Origin of the sequence: Rhodopseudomonas sp. BR0M22 (assembly GCF_010907035.1) — a bacterium.
GTDB lineage: Bacteria > Pseudomonadota > Alphaproteobacteria > Rhizobiales > Xanthobacteraceae > Rhodopseudomonas.
Map to the genome: position 1 here is coordinate 22,568 of NZ_QUMK01000047.1, position 22,787 is coordinate 45,354.

Genomic DNA, 22,787 nt, shown 5'->3' on the forward strand with positions numbered 1-22,787 from the left:
CTACCGCGCCAAAGCGCTGAGGCGGCAGCGTCTGGACGCAAAAAAGGCCGGCGGCGCGTGCGCCACCGGCCGTTCGATCCTCCGCCGGCCGGTCAGGCGGCGCGGATATTGATCAGGAACGCGTCGATCTCCTCGCGCAGCAGCGCCGCTTCCTGGCGCAGCGAGCCCGAGGCATTGAGTACCTCGGCGGCCGCAGAGCCGGCCTGAGAGGCCGCGGCGCTGACGCCGACGATATTGCTGGAGACCTCGCTGGTGCCGCCGGCGGCGTGCTGGATGTTGCGGGCGATCTCGCGGGTCGCCGCGCCCTGCTGCTCGACCGCGGCGGTGATGGCGGTGGTCACCTCGTTGATCGAGGTGATGGTCTGGCCGATGTTGCGGATCGCGCCGACCGCGGTGCTCGTCACCCCTTGCATCGCGGCTATCTGGGCCCGGATTTCCTCGGTCGCCTTCGCGGTCTGGCTGGCGAGGTCCTTGACCTCGGCCGCCACCACCGCAAAGCCGCGTCCGGCGTCGCCGGCGCGCGCCGCTTCGATCGTGGCGTTCAGGGCGAGCAGGTTGGTCTGCGACGCAATGCTCTGGATCAGGTCGATCACCGCGCTGATCCGCTCGGCGTTGTCGGCGAGCCCCTGCATCGTCGTGTCGGTCTCGCCGGCTTCGCGCACCGCGCGGGTGGCGATCTCCGCCGACGTGGTGACCTGACGGCTGATCTCGGCGATCGAGGAGGCGAGTTGCTCGGTGCCGGTCGCGACCGTCTGGACGTTGACCGAAGTCTCTTCGGCCGCCGAGGCGACGGTGGTGACCAGCGCGCTCGACTGCTCCGATGTCGTCGCCATCGCGTCCGCGGTTTCCTGCATCTGGTCGGTGGAGGATTGCAGCTTCTCCATCGCGGTGCGCACGGTCGCTTCGAACTCGGCGATCCGCGTCTCGATCCGCTGGGTCCGCTCGGCCTTGGCGGCGCGATCCTTGTCCTGCTCCTCGCTCAAGGCGCGCGCGCGGATCATGCTGTCGCGGAAAACTTCGAGCGTTTCAGCCATCACGGCGATTTCGTCGCGGCGGCTGCCGCGATCGATCGCGGTCTCGAGATTGCCGGCCGACAGGCTCTGCATCGATTTCTGCAGCCCGCCGATCCGGCGCAGGATGCTGCGGCCGACATACAGCCAGACGAACAGGGCGGAGCCGATCAGCGTGAGCGCGCCGAGCGCGATCATCACCTGAGTCGCCAGCGTGATCTGCGATTGCGCCTGCGAGGTTCCGACCTTGGTTTCGTTGCGAACGGTGTCGACGAGCTGTTTGACGCTGATGCCGAGGCCGACATTGAGCTTACGGGTCTCGTCGAGCAGCAGGTCGCGATAATCGCGAGCGTCGAGTTCGAGCTGCCGCAGCTTGAACGCGCTGGTCTTGCCGTCGCCGAGCGCCATCAATTTCTGTGCGGTAGCCTTGATCTCGGACGTGGTCTTGTTGTCGGGAAGGCCGTCCAGATTGGTGTTCACGACCTGCCGGGATTCCTTGAAGCTGGCTTCCACCGGCTCCAGATCGTCGGAGCTCGATGCAGACAGCGCCGCCATCAGATCGGAAGCGATCAGATTGCTGAGAGCGATCACGTTGCCGAGCTGTTCGATGCGTCGGCCCGCGTCGGTCGCGTCGTCCTGCGATAGGTTGGCCGAGCCGAGCAGCGCGTTCATCTGAGTCTGGGCGTCGAGCATCGCCGGATTGGCGACGGCGATGAAGGCGTCGTGGGCACGGCGCAGCTCGGCATAGAGTTTGGCGTGCTGCGTGCTCAGATCGAGCCGTTCCTTGGCGGCGGAGCCGAGGCTGCGGATGGTGTCGGCGATGTTCTTCAGGGTCTCGTTGAGCGCCGACACGACGGCTTTGTCGCCGCCGTAAGTGGTGATGTCGGCGAGCTTCTGAAGCGCGACCTGCTGGGCCGCCTTCATCCGCGCCGAACGATCGCGGAGCTGCTCCTCGGTTTGCGAGTCGAGCAGGATCGGTGCCTGACTGGCGAGACTTTCGCTTTCGGTGGCGAGCTGCAGACTGGCGGCCAGCTTGGGAATGTCGCGACCGCTCAGCTCCGACATCGTCCTGCCGAGTTGGTGCAGGCTCACGCCTGCCCAGGCACTGATCAGGATTGCCATACCGGCAATGACGGCGAATGCGGCGAACAGACTGCCACGAATTCCGAGTTGCGGAAAACGAAGCCGCGGACGTCGGAATTTCGGGAATTTCCCAGACATATTTCCCCCACCAGACATGATTCAACGTGGCGTCGGTCTCGGCGGCGCCTGGCGGGAGTATCAGATTAGGGAGTTAATATTCTTCACGTAACTCCACGAGGATCGATCGCAATTTGAGCAATCGGTTCGGCGGTGGTCGATATGGTTTCGCAAATGAAAAAGGGCCGGCGCGAGGCCGGCCCTTTCCTGCTTCCAAGAGAGGAAGCGATCAGGTCTTAGTACTTGGCAACAACCGGGCCGCCCCAGTTGAAGCGGTAGTTCAGGCCGGCCTTGACAACGTGCTCGTCGTTCTTCGCGGTGAAGCCCGGGGCGAGGGTGACGTTGCCGAAGTCGTAGTACTGGTACTCGATCTTGCCCGACCAGTTCGGAGCGAACAGGTATTCGAGACCGCCACCGACGGTGTAACCATCGGTCTTGCTGTCGATCGCAACGCCGACGCCGTTGAAGGTCAGGCTGCTCGAGTAGTCGGCGTAAGCCCAACCACCCTTGACGTAGAGCAGCGCCGGACCCCAGGTGTAGCCGAGGCGGCCGGTGACCGAGGCCAGACCACGCTGGTTGTCAGCGTAGGTGAACAGGGCGCCCGGGGCACCGAAGGTGACCGACTGGTTGGTGCCGCTCAGCCAGCTGTACTGACCTTCAACACCGAGCACCCAGTTCGGAGCGAACTGCCAGTCGTAACCAGCCTGCACACCGCCGAGGAACTTGCCGTTGTCGGAAGCGGTGACGCCGGTGCCGATGCTGTTGTCGCCCGAGAAGGCGCCGCCGATGTGACCACCGATGTAGAAGCCGGTCCAGTTGTAGATCGGGGCCGGGGCGTAGGCCGGAGCCTTGGTGTACGGACGGGCAGCGAGGTCGGCGGCGAGGGCCGGGGCCGCGCCGAGGGCGACCAGGGCCACGGTGCCGAGCAGAATCTTCTTCATGATGTTGTCTCCAGACTTTGTCAGACGCACCGTTCGTCGGCGCCATCTGCTGCTTGGCTTAGCGGGATTTTACGTAAAATGCTGTCACCGGGAGGCCACACTCCCTTCGGAACTAAACTCATGACACCGCACAATTTTTTATGGCTAATGGAACCTTAATCGAGTCTAAATTCCGCCTTAATTCGGAACCCGGCGCGCCGTCGCATTAGGCGGCAAAAATTCCGCTCTGCCCAAACTTTCGGCGGCCCGTGGATGCCCGTTTAACGTCTTGATTTATGACGGATATGTACGGTCCGGCACGCTTGCCTCCCTCCGCCAGAATGATGTTATAATGTAACGAAAGCGCGGTTCGTGGCGGGCGATGGGATAGGGCGTGAGCGAGTTTTCCTCTTCTTCTTCTCACCCGAGAAGCGGCGCGCACCATGTGCATCTGCACGTCCACGGCGCCGAATCGCCGCATCCCCCGCAGCCGGCACCCTGGTCGATCCTGAGAATGGGACTGGTCAGCCGGGTCGCGGCGGCCGCCGCCGCCAGTGCCGTGCTGTGGGCCCTGGTGCTGCTGGCAATGAGGTGACGATGACCGCGCAGCTCACTTTCCAGAACGTCACGCTGGGTTACGATCGCCACCCGGCCGTGCATCATCTGACCGGCCGCGTCGACGCCGGCACTCTGCTGGCCGTGGTCGGTCCCAATGGCGCCGGCAAGTCGACCCTGTTCCGCGGAATCGTCGGGATTCTGAAACCTTTGGCCGGATCGATCGACCGCAATGGCGTCGATGTCCACGATATCGCCTATCTGCCGCAGAGCGCCGAGATCGACCGGACGTTTCCGATCTCGGTGTTCGATTTCGTCGGCACCGGCCTGTGGCGTGCGACCGGCGCGTTCGGCAGCCTCGGCCGACCGGCCAAGCAGCGGATCTCCGGCGCGCTGGCCGCGGTCGGGCTGTCAGGTTTCGAGAACCGCAACATCGGCACGCTGTCGGGCGGTCAGATGCAACGCATGCTGTTTGCGCGCGTGCTGCTGCAGGATGCACGGGTGATCGTGCTCGACGAGCCGTTCAATGCCGTCGATGCGCGGACCACAGCCGACCTTGTCGCTCTGGTGCAGCATTGGCACGAGGAGGGGCGGACCGTGATCGCCGCGCTGCACGACATGGAGTTGGTGCATGCTAGCTTTCCCGAGACGCTGCTACTGGCGCGGACTGCGGTGGCGTGGGGGCCGACCGCCGAGGTGCTGACCCCTGACAACCAGACCGAAGCGCGGCGGATGTGCGAGGCGTTCGACGACGGCGCGCCGGCCTGCACCGCGGCTCCGCAGGCTGCCTGACACCATGATGCTGTACCAGGCGCTGATCGCGCCGTTCACCGAATTCGAATTCATGCGCCGGGCGCTCGCCGGTATCGTCGCGCTGTCGCTCGGCGGCGCGCCGATCGGCGTATTTCTGATGCTGCGGCGGATGAGTCTGGTCGGCGACGCGATGGCCCACGCTATCCTGCCCGGCGCGGCGATCGGCTTCCTGCTGTCGGGACTCAACCTGTTCGCGATGACGTTCGGCGGCCTGATCGCCGGCTTCGCGGTCGCGATTCTGGCCGGACTGGTGTCGCGCGTCACCGAGCTGAAGGAAGACGCCTCGCTGGCGGCGTTCTATCTGGTGTCGCTGGCGCTCGGCGTCACCATCGTGTCGATGCGCGGCACCAATATCGACCTGCTGCATGTGCTGTTCGGCAACATCCTGGCGATGGACGACCGCACCCTGTTGGTGATCGCCTTCAACGCGACGCTGACACTGTTGGCGCTCGCGGTGATCTGGCGTCCGCTGGTGATCGAATGCGTCGACCCGTTGTTTCTGCGCACCGTCAGCCGCGCCGGCGCGCCGGCGCATCTGATCTTCATGGCGCTGGTGGTGATCAATCTGGTCAACGGCTTTCATGCCCTCGGCACGCTGCTCGCGGTCGGCCTGATGATCCTGCCGGCAGGTATCGCCAAGTTCTGGGCCCGCGACATTTCCGGGATGATGCTGGTGGCGGTCGGCAGCGCGATGCTGTCGGGCTATTGCGGCCTGGTGCTGTCGTATCACGGCGGCCTGCCGTCGGGCCCCGCGATCATTCTGGTCGCGGCGGTGATCTATCTGATTTCGTTGTTTTTCGGCCGGTCCGGCGGAGTGGTTCGCAAGCTGTTTCCCGGCCGTCACCTGGAGGCTTGAGAGCGATGATCCGTTGGGGAATGGTGTTGATCGCGGCGCTGCTGATGGCGGCCCCGGCGCAGGCCGATGATCGTGTTCGCGTGGTCGCGAGCTTTTCGATTCTCGGTGATTTCGTCCGCAACGTCGGCGCCGATCGCGTCGAGGTCTCCACGCTGGTCGGACCGAACGGCGACGCTCACGTCTACACGCCGTCTCCAGCCGACGCCAAGACCATCGCCGACGCCCGGCTGGTGGTGGTCAACGGCCTCGGTCTCGAAGGCTGGCTGCCGCGGCTGGTGCAGTCGTCCGGCGGCAAGGCGACCATCGTCACCGCGACCAAGGGCATCAAGGTGCGCGAGGCCGATGCCGATGATGATCACGGCCATGGCGGCGGCGATCATGCCCACGACCACGGTAAGACCGATCCGCACGCCTGGCAGTCCGTGCCCAACGCCAAGATCTATGTCGCCAACATTCGCGATGCGCTGATCGCGGCCGATCCCGCCGGCGCCGCGACCTACCGCGCTAATGCCGAGGCCTATCTGGCCAAGCTCGACGCGCTCGACCGCGACGTCCGCGCCGCGGTTGCGTCGATCCCGGCTCCACGCCGCAAGGTGATCTCCACCCATGAGGCGTTCGGCTATTTCGCCGATGCCTATGGGATCGCCTTCATTGCCCCGCAGGGCGTGTCGACCGAGTCCGAGGCGAGCGCCCGCGACGTCGCCAGCATCATCACTCAGATCCGCAAGGACAAAGTGCCGGCGGTGTTCCTGGAGAATATCAGCGACCCGCGGCTGATGCAGCGGATCAGCGCCGAGACCGGCGCCAAGATCGGCGGGACGCTGTATTCCGACAGTCTGACGCCTGAAAACGGCGACGCCCCCACTTACATTGATATGGTCAGGCACAATATAAAGACGCTGACCGGCGCGCTGAGCAGTTAGCGGCCCGGTCCCGCTGCGTCCGGCCGCCCGGCGAAACGCGCGGTCCCCGCCCTTTCCGGCCCCGACTTTCGAGACGCGCACAACGTGTGTTTCAGGCTGGGGTTTCGTGCTGGAGCAAGTATCCGATGTCCTCTACCGCTGCCTCGAAAATTCCCGTCACCGTGCTCACCGGCTATCTCGGCGCCGGCAAGACGACGCTGCTGAACCGCATTCTGTCGGAGAACCACGGCAAGAAATACGCGGTGATCGTCAACGAATTCGGCGAGATCGGCATCGACAATGACCTGATCATCGGTGCGGACGAAGAAGTGTTCGAGATGAACAACGGCTGCGTCTGCTGCACGGTGCGCGGCGACCTGGTGCGGATTCTCGCCGGGCTGATGAAGCGCAAGGGCAAGTTCGACGCGATCATCGTCGAGACCACTGGGCTCGCCGATCCGGCGCCGGTGGCGCAGACTTTCTTCGTCGACGAAGACGTGCAGAACGCCGCGCGGCTCGATGCGGTGGTGACCGTCGCCGACGCCAAATGGCTGAGCGAGCGGCTGAAGGACGCGCCGGAAGCCAAGAACCAGATCGCCTTCGCCGACGTCATCGTGCTGAACAAGACCGATCTCGTCTCTCCGGCCGAACTGGCCGAAGTCGAAGCCCGGATCCGCGCGATCAACCCTTACGCCAAGCTGCATCGAACCGAGCGCTGCCAGGTTGCGCTCGCCGACGTGCTGGAGCGCGGCGCGTTCGATCTCGACCGGATTCTGGAGATCGAGCCGGCCTTCCTCGAAGCTGACGAACATGATCACCATCACGATCACGACCATCACCACGGTCACGATCATCATCATGGTCACGGGCTGAAGCACTATCACGACGAGGACATGCAATCGCTGTCGCTGAAGAGCGACAAGCCGCTCGATCCGGCCAAGTTCATGCCCTGGCTGCAGCAATTGGTGCAGACCGAAGGCGGTAAGATCCTGCGTTCCAAGGGCATTCTCGCCTTCAGAGGCGACGATGATCGTTATGTGTTCCAGGGCGTTCACATGATGCTGGAAGGTGATCACCAGCGGCCCTGGAAGGACGATGAGCCGCGCGAAAGCCGCGTCGTGTTCATCGGCCGCGATCTGCCCGAACAGGCGATCCGCGACGGCTTCGCCAAGTGCATCGCGTCATGAGCGGCTTCGAGGCGCCCGGCGAGGCCGGGTCGATCGCGTCGGTCACCGATCGGGTCAAGCCGGTCGCGATCGAAGGCGGTGCCAGTGCGGTTCACTTCCTCGGCGATACCGCGGTGTTCATCGGCACCGAGGAGAACGCGACGCTGGTCGCCGCCGACGGCACGACTTCGACTGTCCCGCTGCAAGGCGGCGGCATTCTCAGTGCGGCGTGCGACGGCAAGCGCATCGTCACCGGCGGTGACGACGGCAAGGTGATGCTGCTGGACGCGTCGGGCAAGGCCGAGACCGTCACCACCGATGCCAAGCGGCGCTGGATCGACAACGTCGCGCTGCATCCGGACGGCGCGGTGGCGTGGTCGGCCGGCAAGATCGCCTACGTTCGCGCGCCCAAGGGCGAAGACAAGTTCTTCGAGGTACCCTCGACCGTCGGCGGCCTCGCGTTCGCGCCGAAGGGGCTGCGGCTGGCGATTGCGCATTACAACGGCGTGACGCTGTGGTTTCCGAACATGGCCGGCAATGCCGAATTCCTCGAATGGGCCGGCTCGCATCTCGGCGTGATGTTCAGCCCGGACAACCGCTTCCTGGTCACCGCCATGCACGAGCCGGCGCTGCATGGTTGGCGCCTGGCGGATTCCAAGCACATGCGGATGACCGGCTATCCCGGCCGGGTGCGGTCGATGGCCTGGACGGTCGGCGGCAAGGGCCTCGCCACCTCCGGGGCCGATACCGTGATCATCTGGCCGTTCGCCAGCAAGGATGGGCCGATGGGCAAGCAGCCGGCGATGCTGGCGCCGCTCGGGGCGCGCGTCAGCGCGGTCGCCTGCCATCCCAAGAACGACATCCTCGCAGCCGGCTACAGCGACGGCACCGTGTTGCTGGTGCGGATGAACGACGGCGCCGAAATCCTCGCCCGTCGCAACGGCACGCCGCCGATTGCGGCACTCGGCTGGAATCCCGGCGGCACGCTGTTGGCGTTCGCCGACGAGGATGGTGCGGGCGGCATCCTTCCGCTGTAAGAGGGAGCCGTCTCCGAAAGCAGGCGGCTTCCGATGCGCTTCCTCACCACCTTCCAGACCGCGGACTTCTTCGACACGCTGGTCAGCCTCACCGTCGCGTTCGTGCTCGGGATGCTGATCGGTGCGGAGCGGCAATATCGGACCCGCGCGGCGGGACTGCGCACCAACGTGCTGGTGGCGGTCGGCGCTGCCGCCTTCGTCGATCTGGCGATGCATCTGGCCGGTGCCGACGGCGCCGTTCGGGTGATCGCCTATGTGGTCTCCGGCATCGGTTTTCTCGGTGCCGGCGTGATCATGAAAGAGGGCATGAACGTCCGCGGCCTGAACACCGCCGCGACGCTGTGGAGCTCGGCCGCGGTCGGCTGCTGCGCCGGCGGCGACATGGCGGCGCAGGCGGCGGCGCTGACGGTGTTCGTGATCGCCGGCAATACGCTGCTTCGGCCGCTGGTGAACGCCATCGACCGTATCCCGTTCGACGAACGCACCTCGGAGGCCACCTATGCGGTCCGCCTGACGGCCGGCAGCGCTGCTGCAGGCCGGCTGCGCGAGCACCTCGAAGAACGGCTGGAACAGGCCGATTATCCGGTTGCGGAGGTCGAGGTGGAAGCGGCCGAACGTGCCGACGACAAGGTCGAGATCGTCGCCACCCTGGTGTCGACTGCGGTCGAGCCGAGCGAACTGGACGCGGTGGTCGCAGAACTCGGCAAGGAACCGGGTGTGGATTACGCCTCGTGGGAAACCAGCACTAAAGATTGATTCACCTTGTAGGCAATTGCGACCGTTCGGGAACCCAGTGCGACACTGGAACCCGGAACGATGGCTGCGCGCGCCCGTTGGTTCTGCGAGCAAGGGATGAGAAACATGACGGCGAACGACAACGACAAGGAGCGCGGCCTGAAGCGGGATCTGCTGCTGGCCGGTGTGCTGATCGCGGCTGGCGTGGCGCTTTCCGGCCTGTCGCTCACTCAGCTTGATACCAGCACTGGGCGGCTGCAATTCGCCCAGGCGACGCCGCAGCCGCCAACCTCGACTCCGGGCGCGGAAACCAAGTCGCCGGCCCCGGAAGATCCGAAGCCGACCGGCGCCCGCCCGCACGATATTCCGCCGCAACCGGCGCGGCCTGACCAGGACGCGATCCAGTCCGGCGCCAAGCCGGCGCTACCGCCCGCTCCGCCGGAGAAAATCGGCGACCCGATCAAGCCAAAGGGCGGCTGAATCACGACAGCTAGAAACGGACGATCGATACTTGCCGGGCCGCATTGCGGGCTCGGCCTTTTTCTTGTGCTGAGAGTGGAGCTTGCATCGTGGCGGGAGATTCCGGGTTCGCGCTACGCGCGCCCCGGAATGACTCGTGGAGGCGACTCACCGCACAACGTCATTCCGGGGCGCGAGCGCAGCTCGCGAACCCGGAATCTCGCCGTGTTCTGGCGGGAAGCGGACAGCGCGAACGCTGTCTGTTCAAAGGCCGCTCGGCCTCAGCGCACCAGGACGTTCTTGAACTGCCACGGATCGGAGGTGTCGATGTCCTCCGGGAACAGGCCGGGGCGGTCGGCGAGCGGGGTCCAGTCGGTGTAGTAGCCCTTCACCGGGCCGAGATACGGCTTCTGCACTTCGAGGCAGCGGCGGAAGTCCATCTCGTCGGCTTCGACGATGCCGGCTTCCGGGTTCTCCAGCGCCCACACCATGCCGGCGAGCACGGCCGACGACACCTGCATGCCGGTGGCGTTCTGATAGGGGCAGACTTCGCGGGTTTCTTCGATCGAGAGCTGCGAGCCGTACCAATAGGCGTTCTTGGCGTGGCCGTAGACCAGCACGCCGAGCTCGTCGATGCCGTCGACGATCTCGTTTTCATCCAGGATGTGCCACTTCGGCTGCATCTTGCCCTCGGCGCCGAACATCTCGTGCAGCGACAGCACCGCGTCGTTGGCCGGGTGATACGCATAGTGGCAGGTCGGCCGGTACACCACGTTTTGGCCGTCCCGCACCGTGAAGTAGTCGGCGATCGAGATCGACTCGTTGTGAGTGACGAGGAAGCCGTACTGCGCGCCCGGCGTCGGGCACCAGGTGCGGACGCGGGTGTTGGCGCCCGGCTGCAGCAGATAGATCGCGGCCTGACAGCCTTCGGTGTGCTTGCGGCCGTTGTCCGGGATCCAGGTCTCGTGCGTACCCCAGCCGAGTTCGGCCGGCTGCAGTCCTTCGGACACGAAGCCTTCCACCGACCAGGTGTTGACGAACACGTTCATCGGCTTCGGCGTTTTGGCGCGCTGGGTATCACGCTCGGCGATGTGGATGCCCTTGACGCCGAGCTTCTGCGCGAGCTGGCCCCAGCCTTCGCGGCTCTTCGGCTCGTTGAATTCGAGGCCGGTATCGCGGGCGATGTCGAGCAGTGCCTGCTTGACGAACCACGACACCATGCCGGGGTTGGCGCCGCAGGTCGACACCGCAGTGGTGCCGCCCGGGTTCTTGGCCTTGGCGGCCAGCAGCGTCTCGCGCAGCGCGTAGTTGGAGCGCTTCTCCGGGCCGGCATTCTTGTCGAAGTAGAACCCGAGCCACGGCTCGACCACGGTGTCGATGTACAGAGAGCCGATCTCGCGGCACATCGTCATGAGGTCGACCGAGCCGGTATCGACCGACAGGTTGACGCAGAAGCCCTGGCCGCCGCCTTCGGTCAGCAGCGGGACCAGCAGTTCGCGGTAATTGTCCTTGGTGACCGCCTGCTTGATGAAGCGGACGCCATGCTTCTCGGCGAGCTCGCTGTCGGCGTGCGGGTCGATGATCACGAACCGCTTCTTGTCGTACTCGAAGTGCCGCTCAATCAGGGGCAGCGTGCCCTTGCCGATCGAGCCGAAGCCGATCATCACGATGGGGCCGGTGATCTTGGCGTGGATCTTCGAGGTAGACGACATCAGGTTTGCACTCCGGACAGGGGGATAGGGATCACGCCGCTATGTGCGGACAGGACGGTTCGGGAATATGACGGCGAGGTGAATTTCGGATGTCACCCGCGACCGGCAGTCAGTTCGGTTCGGACACGCTGAGCAACGTCAGGGAGCGCTGCTCGCCCGACGGGGTCTCGAAGCTGATCGACTGTCCGACGGAAAGGCCGATAAGCGCGGCACCGATCGGGGTCAATACCGAAATACGGCCCGATTCGACGTCGGCTTCGGTCGGATACACCAGCGTCACCTGCTTTTCCTTGCCGGTGGTATCGTCGCGGAAGGTGAGGGCGGACTCCATGCAGACGATCCCCGGCAAGGGATCATTGTCGGGCGCCACATTGGCGCGGGCGACCTCGCCGGCGAGGAATTCGGCGGTGGCCGGGTATCGCTGTGCGGCGGCTTCGGCGAGCTGGCCGAGCCGCTCGGCGTCGCAGTTCCGGATGGTAATCGGTGGGCGCTGTGTCCGAATGGATTGCATCATGTCTTTCACGGGTCCTTGTCACGCCGCACGCGTCATGCGCATCGGCATTCATGGGATAAGTAGCAGTCTGAAAAAGGGGAAAAGTCGTCGACGAGATCGTTAAGCCCGGACGGCGCACGCGCGCGCCCGGGTCACCTTCCTGCGTGAAGGCGACCGGCGCGCAGCGTCAAACGGTTGCGGGGCAAGATCGTCATGATCGTCGGAACCTAGGGCTCCCCGCCCGAAAGTCAACGGGGAGCCGATTATTGTATGATTAGATAGGCTTAGCTGCGGCGCTTGGCGGTGACTTCGATTTCGATCTTCATTTCCGGCTTGTACAGGCCGGCAACCGCGACGATCGTGGCCGCCGGGCGGATCTCCGACAGGTTCTCGCCGCACACCGCGAACACCGCGTCCGCATCCTTCGGATCGGTGATGTAGTAGGTCGCGCGCACGATATCCTCCATCGCGAAGCCCGCTTCCTTCAGCGCCGCGCCGATGGTCTTGAAGCAGTTGCGGGTCTGCGAGGTGACGTCCTCGGGCAACGTCATGGTGGTGTAGTCGTAGCCGGTGGTGCCGGAGACGAAGACGAAATCGCCGTCGACCACGGCGCGGCTGTAGCCGGCGGTCTTCTCGAACGGCGATCCGGTGGAAATCAGGCGACGCGACATCGAAACAATCCTGGAACTGAGGGAAGATCGGCAGCCAATGCCGTGTCTGACTTTGCAAATCAAGGCCGAGACTGTCTCAGCCCTGACACACGATCGGGTTACGCTACGGTTGTCTCGGCGCTGCGGTCCCGCCGCCTGCGCCAGGCATCGACGGCGATCTTGAGGGCGAACACGGCGAGCACCAGCACCGTGACGCGCGGGCGCTTGGCCGGGTCGCGGGGCGCGAACGCGCGATGAGTCGGGCGCGGGAAACTCAGAATACGCATCGGACTATCCTTACGCTTACGCGGCGCGACGAAGACGCACCCGCTCGGCGCGCGCCGGCTTGGCGGCGGCGCCGGTGGCGACGATGAGGCCGGCGGCGCCATCGAGCGCGCCTTCGCGCAGTTCGAGGCCGAGCAGGCGGTCGCGTTCGAACGGGCCGGGCAGCGCCAGCTCAGTCATCTTCTCGGCCGAGAAGCCGAACCGCGCGTAGTACGGCGCATCGCCGAGCAGGATCACGGCGCCGTGGCCGCGTGCGGCGGCTTCGGCCAGCGCCACGCGCATCAGCGCACCGCCGACGCCGAACTCGCGGCACGACGAATCGACGGCGAGGGGGCCGAGCACGAGTGCGGCCCGGCCCCCTGCGTCGACATGCCAGAGCCGCACCGTGCCCACCAGCCGGCCTTGACGGACCGCGGAGAAGGCGAGGCCTTCCGCGGGCGCGCGTCCATCACGCAAACGCTGGCAGGTGCGCGCATGCCGGCCTTCGCCGAAGCACGCATCCAGCAGGCGCTCACGCGCGGCAATGTCGGAGCTCTTTTCCGCACGGATCGCGAACGGAACGGCTGCGACGTTCAAGGCGGTCAGGGTGGCGAGGGTGTTCGTCATGGCACGTCGATCCCCACGCTCTCCGGCGAACCGCGCCGGCAGCATGTTGTCAGCAAAAAAAACGCATGTGACGGGAGAGGCCGGCGAGCCGGCCTCGACTTTTTTGGCTTCCTCTCCCGCGCACGGGAGAGGCCCGGGGTGAGGGCGACACCAGTCGCTGCTTCACCCTGCTATCCGATCACCTCGCAAGCGAGGAAGGGAAGGCTCAGATGTGGTAGGTCGCCAGCGGCGGGAAGCCGTTGAACGCCACCGCCGAGTAGGTCGACGTATAGGCGCCGGTGCCTTCGATCAGCAGCTTGTCGCCGATCTCGAGCGTCACCGGCAGCGGATACGGCAGCTTCTCGTACAGCACGTCGGCGGAGTCGCAGGTCGGACCGGCGAGCACGCAAGGCGTCATCTCGGCGCCGTCGTGGCGCGACTTGATCGCGTAGCGGATCGACTCGTCCATCGTCTCGGCGAGACCGCCGAACTTGCCGATGTCGAGATACACCCAGCGCAACTCGTCCTCGTCGCTCTTCTTCGAGATCAGCACGACTTCGGTCTCGATCACGCCGGCATTGCCGACCATGCCGCGGCCCGGCTCGATAATGGTCTCCGGGATCTGGTTGCCGAAGTGCTTGCGCAGCGCCCGGAAGATCGAGCGGCCGTACTGCACCACGGCCGGCACTTCCTTCAGGTACTTGGTCGGAAAGCCGCCGCCCATGTTGACCATCGACAGGTTGATGCCGCGCTCGGCGCAGTCGCGGAACACCTGCGCGGCCATCGCCAGCGCGCGGTCCCACGCCTTCACCTTGCGCTGCTGGGAGCCGACATGGAACGAGATGCCGTAGGCTTCCAGGCCGAGACGCTTGGCGACGTCGAGCACGTCCACCGCCATCTCCGGATCGCAGCCGAACTTGCGCGACAGCGGCCACTCGGCGCCGGCGCAATCGTAAAGGATACGGCAGAACACCTTCGAGCCGGGCGCAACGCGCGCGATCTTCTCCACCTCGGCGGTGCAGTCGACCGAGAACAGGCGGATGCCGAGCTCGTAGGCGCGCGCGATGTCGCGCTCCTTCTTGATGGTGTTACCAAACGAGATGCGGTCCGGGGTCGCTCCCGCGGCCAGCGCCATCTGGATCTCCTGCACCGAGGCGCAGTCGAAGCACGAGCCAAGCGAGGCCAGCAGCGACAGCACTTCCGGCGCCGGGTTGGCCTTGATCGCATAGAACACGCGGCTGTCCGGCAGCGCCTTGGCGAAATGCGTGAAGTTGTCGCGGACCACTTCGAGGTCGACGACCAGGCACGGCTCGACGTCCAGACCCTTGGCGCGGCGGTCGCGCAGGAATTCGCGGATACGTTCGGTCATGGCACTCTCCCACGCGCCCAGCGACGGGCGCGAACCAAAACGATGGCGCTGGTCCGACGGCTTCAGCGCCGTCGCGCGATGGAGGCGCGGCGAGCGATCAGCTCGGACAAGCAGTGCTGCCTTGGATTGGTTGGGAAGGATCCCGCCCGCTCACTGGCAATGAAGGACAAGCCTCTTCGGTATTCGCGCCGGCTGATGGAAAGCCGGCAGAGACCAAAAAAGCCCGCTCCGTCGTTGCTTTAAGTCGCGTCCCCCGTTGAGAACGAGGTGCGCCGGTTCGCCTCCGGCTGTCAGTCACGGTTGCAAGAGAGGAAGCCACCTTCAACGGCATCTCTTGAGAGAGATGCTGGCCTCTGCGCGTCGCCGCTTCGAGACCCTCGGCTCTTCATCCCTTGGCGGCTGTCCGGCCTCTTGTCCGGATACCTACCGACTGACACACGACCACGGGCACGTGCGAAATTGGGCAAGGGTCAAATAGGTGTTTCGATGCCGGGCTGCAAGATTTTTTTTGTCTTAACCGGCGAATTACTCCGCCCCCGTCGCGAAGCGTTGCCGATCCATCACACAGTCGCGGACGAAGCTGAACATCTGTTCAAGTTCGTCAATAACCACGGGGGTAAATGTGACGGCGGCGTGGCGGCGCGTTGGCGTGCAGTACCGGGAAATCAGGCGCGCTTGAAGAACGGCTCGATGCGCTGCGCGTTGCGAATGAAGCCGATCATGATCACGACGCCGATCACGAACAGCACCGCCTGCAGGATGTGAGCGGCGACCTCGCCTAGCCCGAACAGGATCGCCAACGCCCACCCGCCTGCGAATGCGGCTCCGAACACCTCGGCGCCGATCAGGATGGCGGCGCTGATGACGGTGATGACGCTCGGCCAAGCGATCTGGCGCGATCCGGCGGCGGTGACAGGCTTGCTCATGGTTCGAAAGGTCCTTCTGGCGGGCGCAATCTAGCGAAATCGCCCGCGGCGGCAAGCGGTACGCGATGGTCTGTTAAAGTGTCAGCAGTGGGGCGCCCGGTTCAACCTGCGTAATTTACCGGCATTGGCGAGGTGTTCCGGGCGCAAAAAAGCCTTACCCAATGGTATATGTCGGAACCCGAAACGCTCCGCACGCAGGATGGATTGATGTCAGAGAGCTCCGCGCCGATTGCCGCACCCCTCATGTCCGGCAATCCGCTGCTTGCCGCCTGGACCACCCCATTTCAGACCCCGCCGTTCGACGAGATTGCGCCCGAGCACTTCATGCCCGCGTTCGAGCGGGCGTTCGCCGATCACGCGGGCGAGATTGCGGCGATCGTCAACGACCCCGCCGAGCCGGATTTCGATAACACCGTCACGGCGCTGGAGCGCTCCGGCAAGCTGCTGAACCGGGTCGCTGCGGTGTTCTACGATCTGGTGTCGGCGCATTCGAGCCCGGAGCTCTTGAAGATCGACGAAGAGGTGTCGCTGCGGATGGCGCGGCACTGGAATCCGATCATGATGAACGCGGTGCTGTTCGGCCGGATCGCGGCGCTGCGCGACAAGCGCGACAGCCTCGATCTGACGCCCGAGCAGAGCCGGCTGCTCGACCGCACGTACACCCGCTTCCATCGCTCCGGTGCCGGCCTCGACGAGGCGGCCAAGGCGCGGATGGCCGAAATCAACGAGCGGCTGGCGCAGCTCGGCACCGGCTTCAGCCATCATCTGCTCGGCGACGAACAGGACTGGTTCATGGAGCTCGCCGAAGGCGACACCGACGGCCTGCCGGCCAGCTTCGTCGCAGCCGCCCGTGCTGCGGCCGAAGAGCGCGGGATGCCCGGCAAGGCGGTCGTGACGCTGTCGCGCTCGTCGGTCGAGCCGTTCCTGAAGATGTCGAGCCGGCGCGATCTGCGCGAGAAGGCGTATCGGGCCTTCATCGCCCGCGGCGACAATGGCAACGATAACGACAACAACACGATCATCGGCGAGATCCTGCGCCTGCGCGAGGAGAGCGCCAAGCTGCTCGGCTACCCGACCTTCGCGGCCTACCGGCTGGAAGATTCGATGGCCAAGACGCCGGAGGCGGTGCGCGGCCTGCTGGAGCGGGTGTGGAAACCGGCGCGCGCCCGCGCGCTCGCCGACCGCGACGCGCTGCAGGAGCTGGTGACGGAGGAGGGCGGCAACTTCAAGCTGGCGCCGTGGGACTGGCGCTATTACGCCGAGAAGCTGCGGCAGCGCCGCGCCAATTTCGACGACGCCGCGATCAAACCGTATCTGACGCTCGACAACATGATCGCCGCGGCGTTCGACACCGCCACGCGGCTGTTCGGCATTACCTTCGCCGAGCGGAAGGACGTCCCGGTGTGGCACCCGGACGTTCGGGTCTGGGAGGTGAAGGACGCCGATGGCGGCCATCGCGGACTGTTTTATGGCGATTACTATGCCCGGCCTTCGAAGCGCTCCGGCGCCTGGATGACCTCGCTGCGCGATCAGCAGAAGCTCGACGGCGATGTGGCGCCGCTGATCATCAACGTCTGCAACTTCGCCAAGGGCGCGGGCGGCGAACCGTCGCTGCTGTCGCCGGACGATGCCCGCACGCTGTTCCACGAGTTCGGCCACGGCCTGCACGGCATGCTGTCGGATGTGACCTATCCGTCGCTGTCCGGCACCAGCGTGTTCACCGACTTCGTCGAGCTGCCGTCGCAGCTCTACGAGCACTGGCAGGAGCAGCCTCAGGTGCTGCGGCAATTCGCCCGCCACTATCAGACCGGCGAGCCGCTGCCGGACGAGTTGCTGCAACGCTTCCTGAAGGCGCGCAAATTCGGCCAGGGCTTCGCCACCGTCGAGTTCGTCTCCTCGGCGCTGCTCGATCTCGAATTCCACACCCAGCCGGCCGCCAGCATCGGCGAGATCCGCGCTTTCGAGCGCAAGGAACTCGCCAAGATCGGCATGCCGGATGAAATCGCAATGCGGCACCGGCCGACCCAGTTCGGCCACATCTTCTCCGGCGATCATTATGCCTCTGGCTACTACAGCTACATGTGGAGCGAGGTGATGGATGCCGACGCGTTCGGCGCGTTCGAAGAGGCCGGCGACATCTTTGCGCCCGAGGTGGCCAAGCGGCTGCGCGACGACATCTATTCGTCCGGCGGTTCGCGCGACCCGGAGGAAGCCTATGTGGCGTTCCGCGGTCGCAAGCCGGAGCCCGACGCGCTGCTCCGCCGCCGCGGCCTGCTCGATACGCCGGAGGCTGCGTAGCCGCATGATCGGCCTGTTGCGCCGCGCCGCCATCCGCTCCGCGCTGATCGCGGCCGTGCTAGCTCTAGTGGGCATCGGCGCCGCCGAGGCGCACCCGCACGTCTGGGTGACTTCGACCAGCGAGCTGGTCTATGCGCCGGACGGTTCGCTCACCGGCGTGCGGCATTCTTGGGCGTTCGACGACATGTTCTCGACCTACGCTCTGCAGGGCATCGAGACCAAGCAAAAGGGCGTCTACACCCGTGAGGATCTGGCGCCGCTGGCGCAGACCAACGTCGATTCGCTGAAAGAATTCGCCTATTTCACCTTCGCCAAGGTCGGCGGCAAGAAGCAGAAGTTTGGAGATCCGGTCGATTACTATCTGTCCTACAAGGACAGCGTGTTGACACTGCACTTCTTCCTGCCGCTGAAGACCCCGGTGAAGAGCAGCCAGCTGGCGGTCGAGGTGTTCGATCCGAGCTACTTCATCGACTTCTCGTTCGCCGAGAAAAATCCGGTCAGTCTGGTCGGCGCGCCGGCCGGCTGCAAATTCGACTTCCAGCGCCCCAACGACGGCACCGCGACGGCTCAACGGATGAGCGAGGACAACTTCCTCAACGGCGACAATTCCAACTACGGCGCGATGTTCGCCAACAAGATCACGGTGACCTGCCCATGACGTCTCATCGCCGGTTTGCGGTTGCCGCCTTGTTCGTCTGCATCGCCGCGCTCGTGCTCGGCGACGCCACGCTGCACGCGGCGTTCGCCCACAATCCCTTCGGCGCGCCGAAGGGGACGCCGGAGCCGCAGGCCGGCGGCATCGTCGGCTGGCTGCTGGCGCAGCAATCGGCGTTCTACAAGCAGATGTCGGCGACGATCCGCGCCGCCAAGGCCGACGGCAGCGCGGTGTGGACGCTGCTCGGCATCTCGTTCGCTTACGGCGTGTTCCACGCCGCCGGGCCCGGGCACGGCAAGGCGGTGATCTCGTCCTATCTGGTCGCCAACGAAGAGACCGCCCGGCGCGGTATCGCGCTGTCGTTCATTTCGGCGCTGCTGCAGGCGCTCGTCGCGGTATCGATCGTCGGCGTTTGCGCGTGGCTGCTCAACGCCACCGCCAGCACGATGTGCAGCGCCGAGCGGGCGATCGAGATCGGCAGCTACGCTCTGATCGCGCTGTTCGGTGCGCGGCTGGTCTGGGTCAAGGGCGGCGGCTTCCTGCGTGCCCTGCAGGCCTCGATGCGCAAGCCGCAATTGGCGATGGCGGGTGTGCCGGCGGCGCTGGTGGATCACGACCGTCACCACCACGATCATGATCACGACCATGGTGGGCACGGTCATGCCCACGCCCGTGCTGCGCATGGCGATCATCAGCATCACCATCATGACCATGGTCACGACCACGACCACGACCACGCCCATCACGATCACCACCATCATCACGGTCCCGGCGAAGCCTGCGACCATTGCGGCCATTCGCACGGGCCTGAACCCAGCGAACTCGCCGGTCCGGGCGGTTGGCGGCGCGGCCTCGGTGCGGTGCTGACGGTCGGCATCAGGCCGTGTTCCGGCGCGATTTTGCTGCTGGTGTTCGCGCTGGCCCAGGGATTGTTCTGGGCCGGCATCGTCGCCACCTTCGTCATGGGGCTCGGCACCGCGATCACGGTCGCGACCATCGCGGTGGCGGCGGTGTCTGCCAAGGGGCTGGCCCGCAAGCTGGCCGTGCAGCGTGACGGCGGCGGCATGCTGGTGATGCGGGGGCTCGAATTCGGCGCCGCCGGCCTCGTGCTGCTGCTCGGCTGCGGACTTCTCCTAGGCTATGTTGCGGCCGAGCGTGTGACGTGTCTTTAACCAGCAGGCCGCAGAGTTCTGTTTTTGAACCGTCACGGCAAAACTCGACGGAGTTTCGTGCGTAGATGGTGTAGTCGTCACGGAGCCGCTGCGGTGATTCCGCAGTGGCTGAACAGCAGCCCCGTCATCGCGTCGTCTTGACAACGATAGGCCAAAGCGCGAAGCCAAGCAGCAACATGAGCGTCATCATACCGATCCATGGACCTGCGATCGCCCCGGCGCCCGCGCCGGAGCGGGTCGGCGTGCTCCTGGTCAACCTCGGGACCCCCGACAGTTGCGACACCAAGGGCGTGCGGATCTATCTGCGCGAGTTCCTGTCGGATCCGCGCGTGATCGAGAACCAGGGGCTGTTCTGGAAACTCGCGCTCAACGGCATCATTCTGAACACCCGTCCGGCCCGCAAGGCCAAGGACTATCAGAAGATCTGGAACCACGAGGCGAACGAATCGCCGCTCAAGACCATCACCCGCGGGCAGGCCGAGAAGCTGGCGGCGTCGCTGGGGGATCGCGGTCATCTGATCGTCGATTGGGCGATGCGCTACGGCAATCCGTCGCTGCGCGACCGGATCGAGGCGCTGGTGGCCAAGGGGTGTTCCCGGCTGCTGGTGGTGCCGCTGTATCCGCAATATTCCGCCGCGACCTCCGCGACGGTGTGCGATCAGGCGTTTCGCGTGCTGCGTGAATTGCGCGCTCAGCCGACGCTGCGGGTGACGCCGCCGTATTATCGCGATCCGGCCTATATCGATGCGCTGGCGACCTCGATCAATTCGCATCTCGGGACGCTGTCGTTCGAGCCGGAATTGATCGTCGCTTCGTTCCACGGCATGCCGCAGGCCTATATCGACAAGGGCGATCCGTATCAGGCGCAATGCGTTGCCACCGTCGAGGCGCTGCGCGAGCGGATGGGGCTGGCCGACGACAAGCTGCTGCTGACCTTCCAGTCGCGGTTCGGCTTCGACCAGTGGCTGCAGCCCTACACCGACAAGACCATCGAGGCGCTGGCCCGCAAGGGCGTGCGCAAGATCGCGGTGGTGATGCCGGGCTTCTCCGCCGACTGTCTGGAGACGCTGGAAGAGATCGCGCAGGAAAACGCCGAGATCTTCATGGAGAACGGCGGACAGGAATTCACCGCGATTCCCTGCCTCAACGATTCCGAACCCGGCATCCAGGTGATCCGCCAGCTCGTGCTGCGCGAGCTTCAGGGCTGGCTTTAATCAGCTGCAGCCTTCCGCGACCGATCCTTCATCGTCGAACCTGAATTGCCGCGGCTGCGACCCACCAGGGTTGCGCCGAACCGGCGCACCCATCACCATGCCCCACGACAAGTAAAATCCGGCGAGGAGAGTTTGCATGTTCTATGATCTCAGCGGGTTCGATGTGGTCTCCATCGTTCTCGTCCTGCTGGTGATCCTGACGCTGTTCGCCGGCGTCAAGACGGTCCCGCAGGGCTACGACTGGACCATCGAACGGTTCGGTAAGTTCACCCGGACGCTGTCGCCGGGTCTCAATCTGATCATCCCGTATTTCGATCGTGTCGGCCGCAAGGTGAACATGATGGAGCAGGTGATCGAGATTCCCGAACAGGAAGTGATCACCAAGGACAACGCCACCGTCACGGTGGACGGCGTCGCGTTCTATCAGGTGTTCGACGCCGCCAAGGCGAGCTACGAGGTCTCCGACCTCAACCAGGCGATCGTGGTGCTGACCATGACCAACATCCGCTCGGTGATGGGCTCGATGGACCTCGATGCGGTGCTGTCGCATCGCGACGAAATCAACGAACGGCTGCTGCGCGTGGTCGATGCCGCGGTGTCGCCGTGGGGCCTGAAGGTCAATCGCATCGAGATCAAGGACATCGCGCCGCCGGCCGATCTGGTCGAGGCGATGGGACGGCAGATGAAGGCGGAGCGCGTCAAGCGCGCCGACATTCTCGCCGCCGAGGGCCAGCGCCAGTCCGAGATCCTGCGCGCCGAGGGTGCCAAGCAGGCGCAGATTCTGCAGGCCGAGGGCCGCCGCGAGGCTGCGTTCCGCGACGCCGAGGCGCGCGAGCGCTCCGCCGAAGCCGAAGCGCGAGCGACCCAGATGGTCTCGGAGGCGATCAGCCAGGGCGACGTCTCGGCGCTCAACTACTTCATCGCCGACAAATACATCAAGGCGTTCGGGCAGCTCGCCGATGCGCCGAACCAGAAGGTGATCATGCTGCCGGTCGAGGCGATGAGCATGCTCGGCTCGCTCGCCGGGATCGGCGAGATCGCCAAGGCGACCTTTGGTGAGAGCGCCGCCTCGGCGCAGGCCGCAGCCCGCCGTGGCTCGGTGCCGCCGGCCGGGCCGGCGACCCCACCGGTGCGCTGAGGCAGGGGCGCGACCATGGCTGGATTGTTCGCCGCACTCGGCGCCTGGAACTGGCTGATTTTCGGCCTGGTGCTGATGGCGCTGGAGCTGCTCGCGCCTGGCGTATTTCTGTTCTGGCTTGGGTTGGCGGCGCTCTTGGTCGGGCTGTTGGCGTTGGTGCTGGAGCCGGGATGGCAGGTCCAGATCCTGCTGTTCGCGCTGTTTGCCGCCGCCGCGGTGCCGCTGTGGCGGCGGATGGCGCGCGGCGCTGCGGTCGAGTCGCACACCACCAACCCGTTTCTCAATCGCCGCACCGACGCGTTGGTCGGCCGCGAATTCACCCTGGAGAAGCCGATCGAGGGCGGCGTCGGCACGGTACGGATCGACGACACCGTCTGGCGCGTGTTCGGCCCCGATACGCCGGCCGGCAACCGTGTGCGGATCGTCGCGGCGGACGGGGTGAAGCTGACGGTGGCGGCGGTGTAGCTGACGGGCCTGCCCGCGAACTCTCGCCGTCATGGCCGGGCTTGACCCTACGAGATTCACACATCTGGCCTTAGCTTCCAGCCTGCGAGCATGGCTCTGAGGGATTGGAGGCCGTGGAGGATCACGATGGGGCCTGGCTTGCCGTAGTAGCCGGTCCATCCGCCAAGGCGGG

At 65.4% G+C, this 22,787-nt stretch carries 23 protein-coding genes; 14 read left to right on the forward strand and 9 right to left on the reverse strand.

Going from position 1 to position 22,787, the window contains the following annotated elements; genetic code table 11:
• Nucleotides 1-92: 92 nt before the first annotated feature.
• Nucleotides 93-2,231 carry a methyl-accepting chemotaxis protein gene (locus DY468_RS15845; protein WP_164605764.1) on the reverse strand — a complete coding sequence of 713 codons (2,139 nt, stop codon included), beginning with the start codon at nt 2,229-2,231 and terminating at the stop codon, nt 93-95.
• A gap of 215 nt (nt 2,232-2,446) precedes the next feature.
• On the reverse strand, nt 2,447-3,151 hold the full coding sequence (locus DY468_RS15850) for an outer membrane protein (RefSeq protein ID WP_164605765.1): 705 nt from the start codon (nt 3,149-3,151) through the stop codon (nt 2,447-2,449).
• A 373-nt stretch (nt 3,152-3,524) separates the two neighbouring features.
• Between DY468_RS15850 and DY468_RS15855 the strand changes: the two genes are divergently transcribed.
• The 8 genes from DY468_RS15855 (at nt 3,525) to DY468_RS15890 (ending at nt 9,674) form a co-directional block, all read left to right on the forward strand.
• On the forward strand, nt 3,525-3,725 hold the full coding sequence (locus DY468_RS15855) for a hypothetical protein (protein WP_164605766.1): 201 nt from the start codon (nt 3,525-3,527) through the stop codon (nt 3,723-3,725).
• A gap of 2 nt (nt 3,726-3,727) precedes the next feature.
• Nucleotides 3,728-4,477 (forward strand): metal ABC transporter ATP-binding protein, encoded by a 750-nt coding sequence (locus DY468_RS15860; protein WP_164605767.1) that lies wholly within the window; start codon nt 3,728-3,730, stop codon nt 4,475-4,477.
• Between the two features lie 7 nt (nt 4,478-4,484).
• On the forward strand, nt 4,485-5,354 hold the full coding sequence (locus tag DY468_RS15865; protein ID WP_205512406.1) for a metal ABC transporter permease: 870 nt from the start codon (nt 4,485-4,487) through the stop codon (nt 5,352-5,354).
• 5 nt (nt 5,355-5,359) lie between these two features.
• Entirely contained in the window at nt 5,360-6,277 is a 918-nt protein-coding gene (locus DY468_RS15870; protein ID WP_164605769.1) for a metal ABC transporter substrate-binding protein, read from the forward strand.
• 125 nt (nt 6,278-6,402) lie between these two features.
• A complete protein-coding gene (locus DY468_RS15875) occupies nt 6,403-7,443 on the forward strand; it encodes a CobW family GTP-binding protein (RefSeq protein WP_164605770.1) in 1,041 nt (346 codons plus the stop codon).
• Nucleotides 7,440-8,459 carry a WD40 repeat domain-containing protein gene (locus DY468_RS15880; protein WP_164605771.1) on the forward strand — a complete coding sequence of 340 codons (1,020 nt, stop codon included), beginning with the start codon at nt 7,440-7,442 and terminating at the stop codon, nt 8,457-8,459. Before DY468_RS15875 ends, DY468_RS15880 begins: the two co-directional genes overlap by 4 nt.
• 33 nt (nt 8,460-8,492) lie before the next feature.
• Entirely contained in the window at nt 8,493-9,215 is a 723-nt protein-coding gene (locus tag DY468_RS15885; RefSeq protein ID WP_164605772.1) for an MgtC/SapB family protein, read from the forward strand.
• A 105-nt stretch (nt 9,216-9,320) separates the two neighbouring features.
• The gene (locus tag DY468_RS15890) at nt 9,321-9,674 is read left to right on the forward strand and encodes a hypothetical protein (protein WP_246701000.1); all 354 of its coding nucleotides are present in this window, start codon (nt 9,321-9,323) and stop codon (nt 9,672-9,674) included.
• Nucleotides 9,675-9,934: 260 nt separating this feature from the next.
• On the opposite strand, the gene DY468_RS15895 is transcribed toward DY468_RS15890, so the two are convergent.
• From DY468_RS15895 to DY468_RS15925, 7 genes are all read right to left on the reverse strand, one after another.
• Nucleotides 9,935-11,365, reverse strand: a complete 1,431-nt coding sequence (locus DY468_RS15895) for a homospermidine synthase (RefSeq protein WP_164605774.1) — start codon at nt 11,363-11,365, stop codon at nt 9,935-9,937.
• A gap of 109 nt (nt 11,366-11,474) precedes the next feature.
• Entirely contained in the window at nt 11,475-11,879 is a 405-nt protein-coding gene (gene rnk / locus DY468_RS15900; protein WP_164605775.1) for a nucleoside diphosphate kinase regulator, read from the reverse strand.
• Nucleotides 11,880-12,142: 263 nt separating this feature from the next.
• Nucleotides 12,143-12,529 carry a RidA family protein gene (locus tag DY468_RS15905; protein WP_013500818.1) on the reverse strand — a complete coding sequence of 129 codons (387 nt, stop codon included), beginning with the start codon at nt 12,527-12,529 and terminating at the stop codon, nt 12,143-12,145.
• Nucleotides 12,530-12,627: 98 nt separating this feature from the next.
• Complete coding sequence (locus DY468_RS15910) at nt 12,628-12,795, reverse strand: hypothetical protein (protein WP_164605740.1); 168 nt, start codon at nt 12,793-12,795, stop codon at nt 12,628-12,630.
• 16 nt (nt 12,796-12,811) lie between these two features.
• Nucleotides 12,812-13,399, reverse strand: coding sequence for a GNAT family N-acetyltransferase (locus DY468_RS15915; RefSeq protein ID WP_164605776.1), 588 nt, complete (start codon nt 13,397-13,399; stop codon nt 12,812-12,814).
• A gap of 205 nt (nt 13,400-13,604) precedes the next feature.
• A complete protein-coding gene (locus tag DY468_RS15920; protein WP_164605777.1) occupies nt 13,605-14,747 on the reverse strand; it encodes a type III PLP-dependent enzyme in 1,143 nt (380 codons plus the stop codon).
• Between the two features lie 665 nt (nt 14,748-15,412).
• Entirely contained in the window at nt 15,413-15,673 is a 261-nt protein-coding gene (locus tag DY468_RS15925) for a hypothetical protein (RefSeq protein ID WP_164605778.1), read from the reverse strand.
• 207 nt (nt 15,674-15,880) lie between these two features.
• On the opposite strand from DY468_RS15925, the gene DY468_RS15930 reads away from it, so the two are divergent.
• From DY468_RS15930 to DY468_RS15955, 6 genes are all read left to right on the forward strand, one after another.
• A complete protein-coding gene (locus DY468_RS15930; protein ID WP_164605779.1) occupies nt 15,881-17,971 on the forward strand; it encodes a M3 family metallopeptidase in 2,091 nt (696 codons plus the stop codon).
• Between the two features lie 4 nt (nt 17,972-17,975).
• Nucleotides 17,976-18,629, forward strand: a complete 654-nt coding sequence (locus DY468_RS15935; RefSeq protein WP_164605780.1) for a DUF1007 family protein — start codon at nt 17,976-17,978, stop codon at nt 18,627-18,629.
• The gene (locus DY468_RS15940; RefSeq protein ID WP_164605781.1) at nt 18,626-19,798 is read left to right on the forward strand and encodes a nickel/cobalt transporter; all 1,173 of its coding nucleotides are present in this window, start codon (nt 18,626-18,628) and stop codon (nt 19,796-19,798) included. Before DY468_RS15935 ends, DY468_RS15940 begins: the two co-directional genes overlap by 4 nt.
• Before the next feature lie 176 nt (nt 19,799-19,974).
• Nucleotides 19,975-21,012 (forward strand): ferrochelatase, encoded by a 1,038-nt coding sequence (gene hemH, locus DY468_RS15945; protein ID WP_164605782.1) that lies wholly within the window; start codon nt 19,975-19,977, stop codon nt 21,010-21,012.
• 136 nt (nt 21,013-21,148) lie between these two features.
• Entirely contained in the window at nt 21,149-22,150 is a 1,002-nt protein-coding gene (locus DY468_RS15950; protein ID WP_164605783.1) for an SPFH domain-containing protein, read from the forward strand.
• Between the two features lie 15 nt (nt 22,151-22,165).
• Nucleotides 22,166-22,615 carry an NfeD family protein gene (locus tag DY468_RS15955; protein ID WP_164605784.1) on the forward strand — a complete coding sequence of 150 codons (450 nt, stop codon included), beginning with the start codon at nt 22,166-22,168 and terminating at the stop codon, nt 22,613-22,615.
• The last annotated feature ends 172 nt before the right edge of the window (nt 22,616-22,787 follow it).

Coding starts and splice junctions, on each gene's coding strand:
- DY468_RS15845 (WP_164605764.1), bottom strand. CDS start 2,231: ATGTCTGGGAAATTCCCGAAATTCCGACGTCCGCGGCTTCGTTTTCCG.
- DY468_RS15850 (WP_164605765.1), bottom strand. CDS start 3,151: ATGAAGAAGATTCTGCTCGGCACCGTGGCCCTGGTCGCCCTCGGCGCG.
- DY468_RS15860 (WP_164605767.1), top strand. CDS start 3,728: ATGACCGCGCAGCTCACTTTCCAGAACGTCACGCTGGGTTACGATCGC.
- DY468_RS15865 (WP_205512406.1), top strand. CDS start 4,485: ATGCTGTACCAGGCGCTGATCGCGCCGTTCACCGAATTCGAATTCATG.
- DY468_RS15870 (WP_164605769.1), top strand. CDS start 5,360: ATGATCCGTTGGGGAATGGTGTTGATCGCGGCGCTGCTGATGGCGGCC.
- DY468_RS15875 (WP_164605770.1), top strand. CDS start 6,403: ATGTCCTCTACCGCTGCCTCGAAAATTCCCGTCACCGTGCTCACCGGC.
- DY468_RS15880 (WP_164605771.1), top strand. CDS start 7,440: ATGAGCGGCTTCGAGGCGCCCGGCGAGGCCGGGTCGATCGCGTCGGTC.
- DY468_RS15885 (WP_164605772.1), top strand. CDS start 8,493: ATGCGCTTCCTCACCACCTTCCAGACCGCGGACTTCTTCGACACGCTG.
- DY468_RS15890 (WP_246701000.1), top strand. CDS start 9,321: ATGACGGCGAACGACAACGACAAGGAGCGCGGCCTGAAGCGGGATCTG.
- DY468_RS15895 (WP_164605774.1), bottom strand. CDS start 11,365: ATGTCGTCTACCTCGAAGATCCACGCCAAGATCACCGGCCCCATCGTG.
- rnk (WP_164605775.1), bottom strand. CDS start 11,879: ATGATGCAATCCATTCGGACACAGCGCCCACCGATTACCATCCGGAAC.
- DY468_RS15905 (WP_013500818.1), bottom strand. CDS start 12,529: ATGTCGCGTCGCCTGATTTCCACCGGATCGCCGTTCGAGAAGACCGCC.
- DY468_RS15910 (WP_164605740.1), bottom strand. CDS start 12,795: ATGCGTATTCTGAGTTTCCCGCGCCCGACTCATCGCGCGTTCGCGCCC.
- DY468_RS15915 (WP_164605776.1), bottom strand. CDS start 13,399: ATGACGAACACCCTCGCCACCCTGACCGCCTTGAACGTCGCAGCCGTT.
- DY468_RS15920 (WP_164605777.1), bottom strand. CDS start 14,747: ATGACCGAACGTATCCGCGAATTCCTGCGCGACCGCCGCGCCAAGGGT.
- DY468_RS15925 (WP_164605778.1), bottom strand. CDS start 15,673: ATGAGCAAGCCTGTCACCGCCGCCGGATCGCGCCAGATCGCTTGGCCG.
- DY468_RS15930 (WP_164605779.1), top strand. CDS start 15,881: ATGTCAGAGAGCTCCGCGCCGATTGCCGCACCCCTCATGTCCGGCAAT.
- DY468_RS15935 (WP_164605780.1), top strand. CDS start 17,976: ATGATCGGCCTGTTGCGCCGCGCCGCCATCCGCTCCGCGCTGATCGCG.
- DY468_RS15940 (WP_164605781.1), top strand. CDS start 18,626: ATGACGTCTCATCGCCGGTTTGCGGTTGCCGCCTTGTTCGTCTGCATC.
- hemH (WP_164605782.1), top strand. CDS start 19,975: ATGAGCGTCATCATACCGATCCATGGACCTGCGATCGCCCCGGCGCCC.
- DY468_RS15950 (WP_164605783.1), top strand. CDS start 21,149: ATGTTCTATGATCTCAGCGGGTTCGATGTGGTCTCCATCGTTCTCGTC.
- DY468_RS15955 (WP_164605784.1), top strand. CDS start 22,166: ATGGCTGGATTGTTCGCCGCACTCGGCGCCTGGAACTGGCTGATTTTC.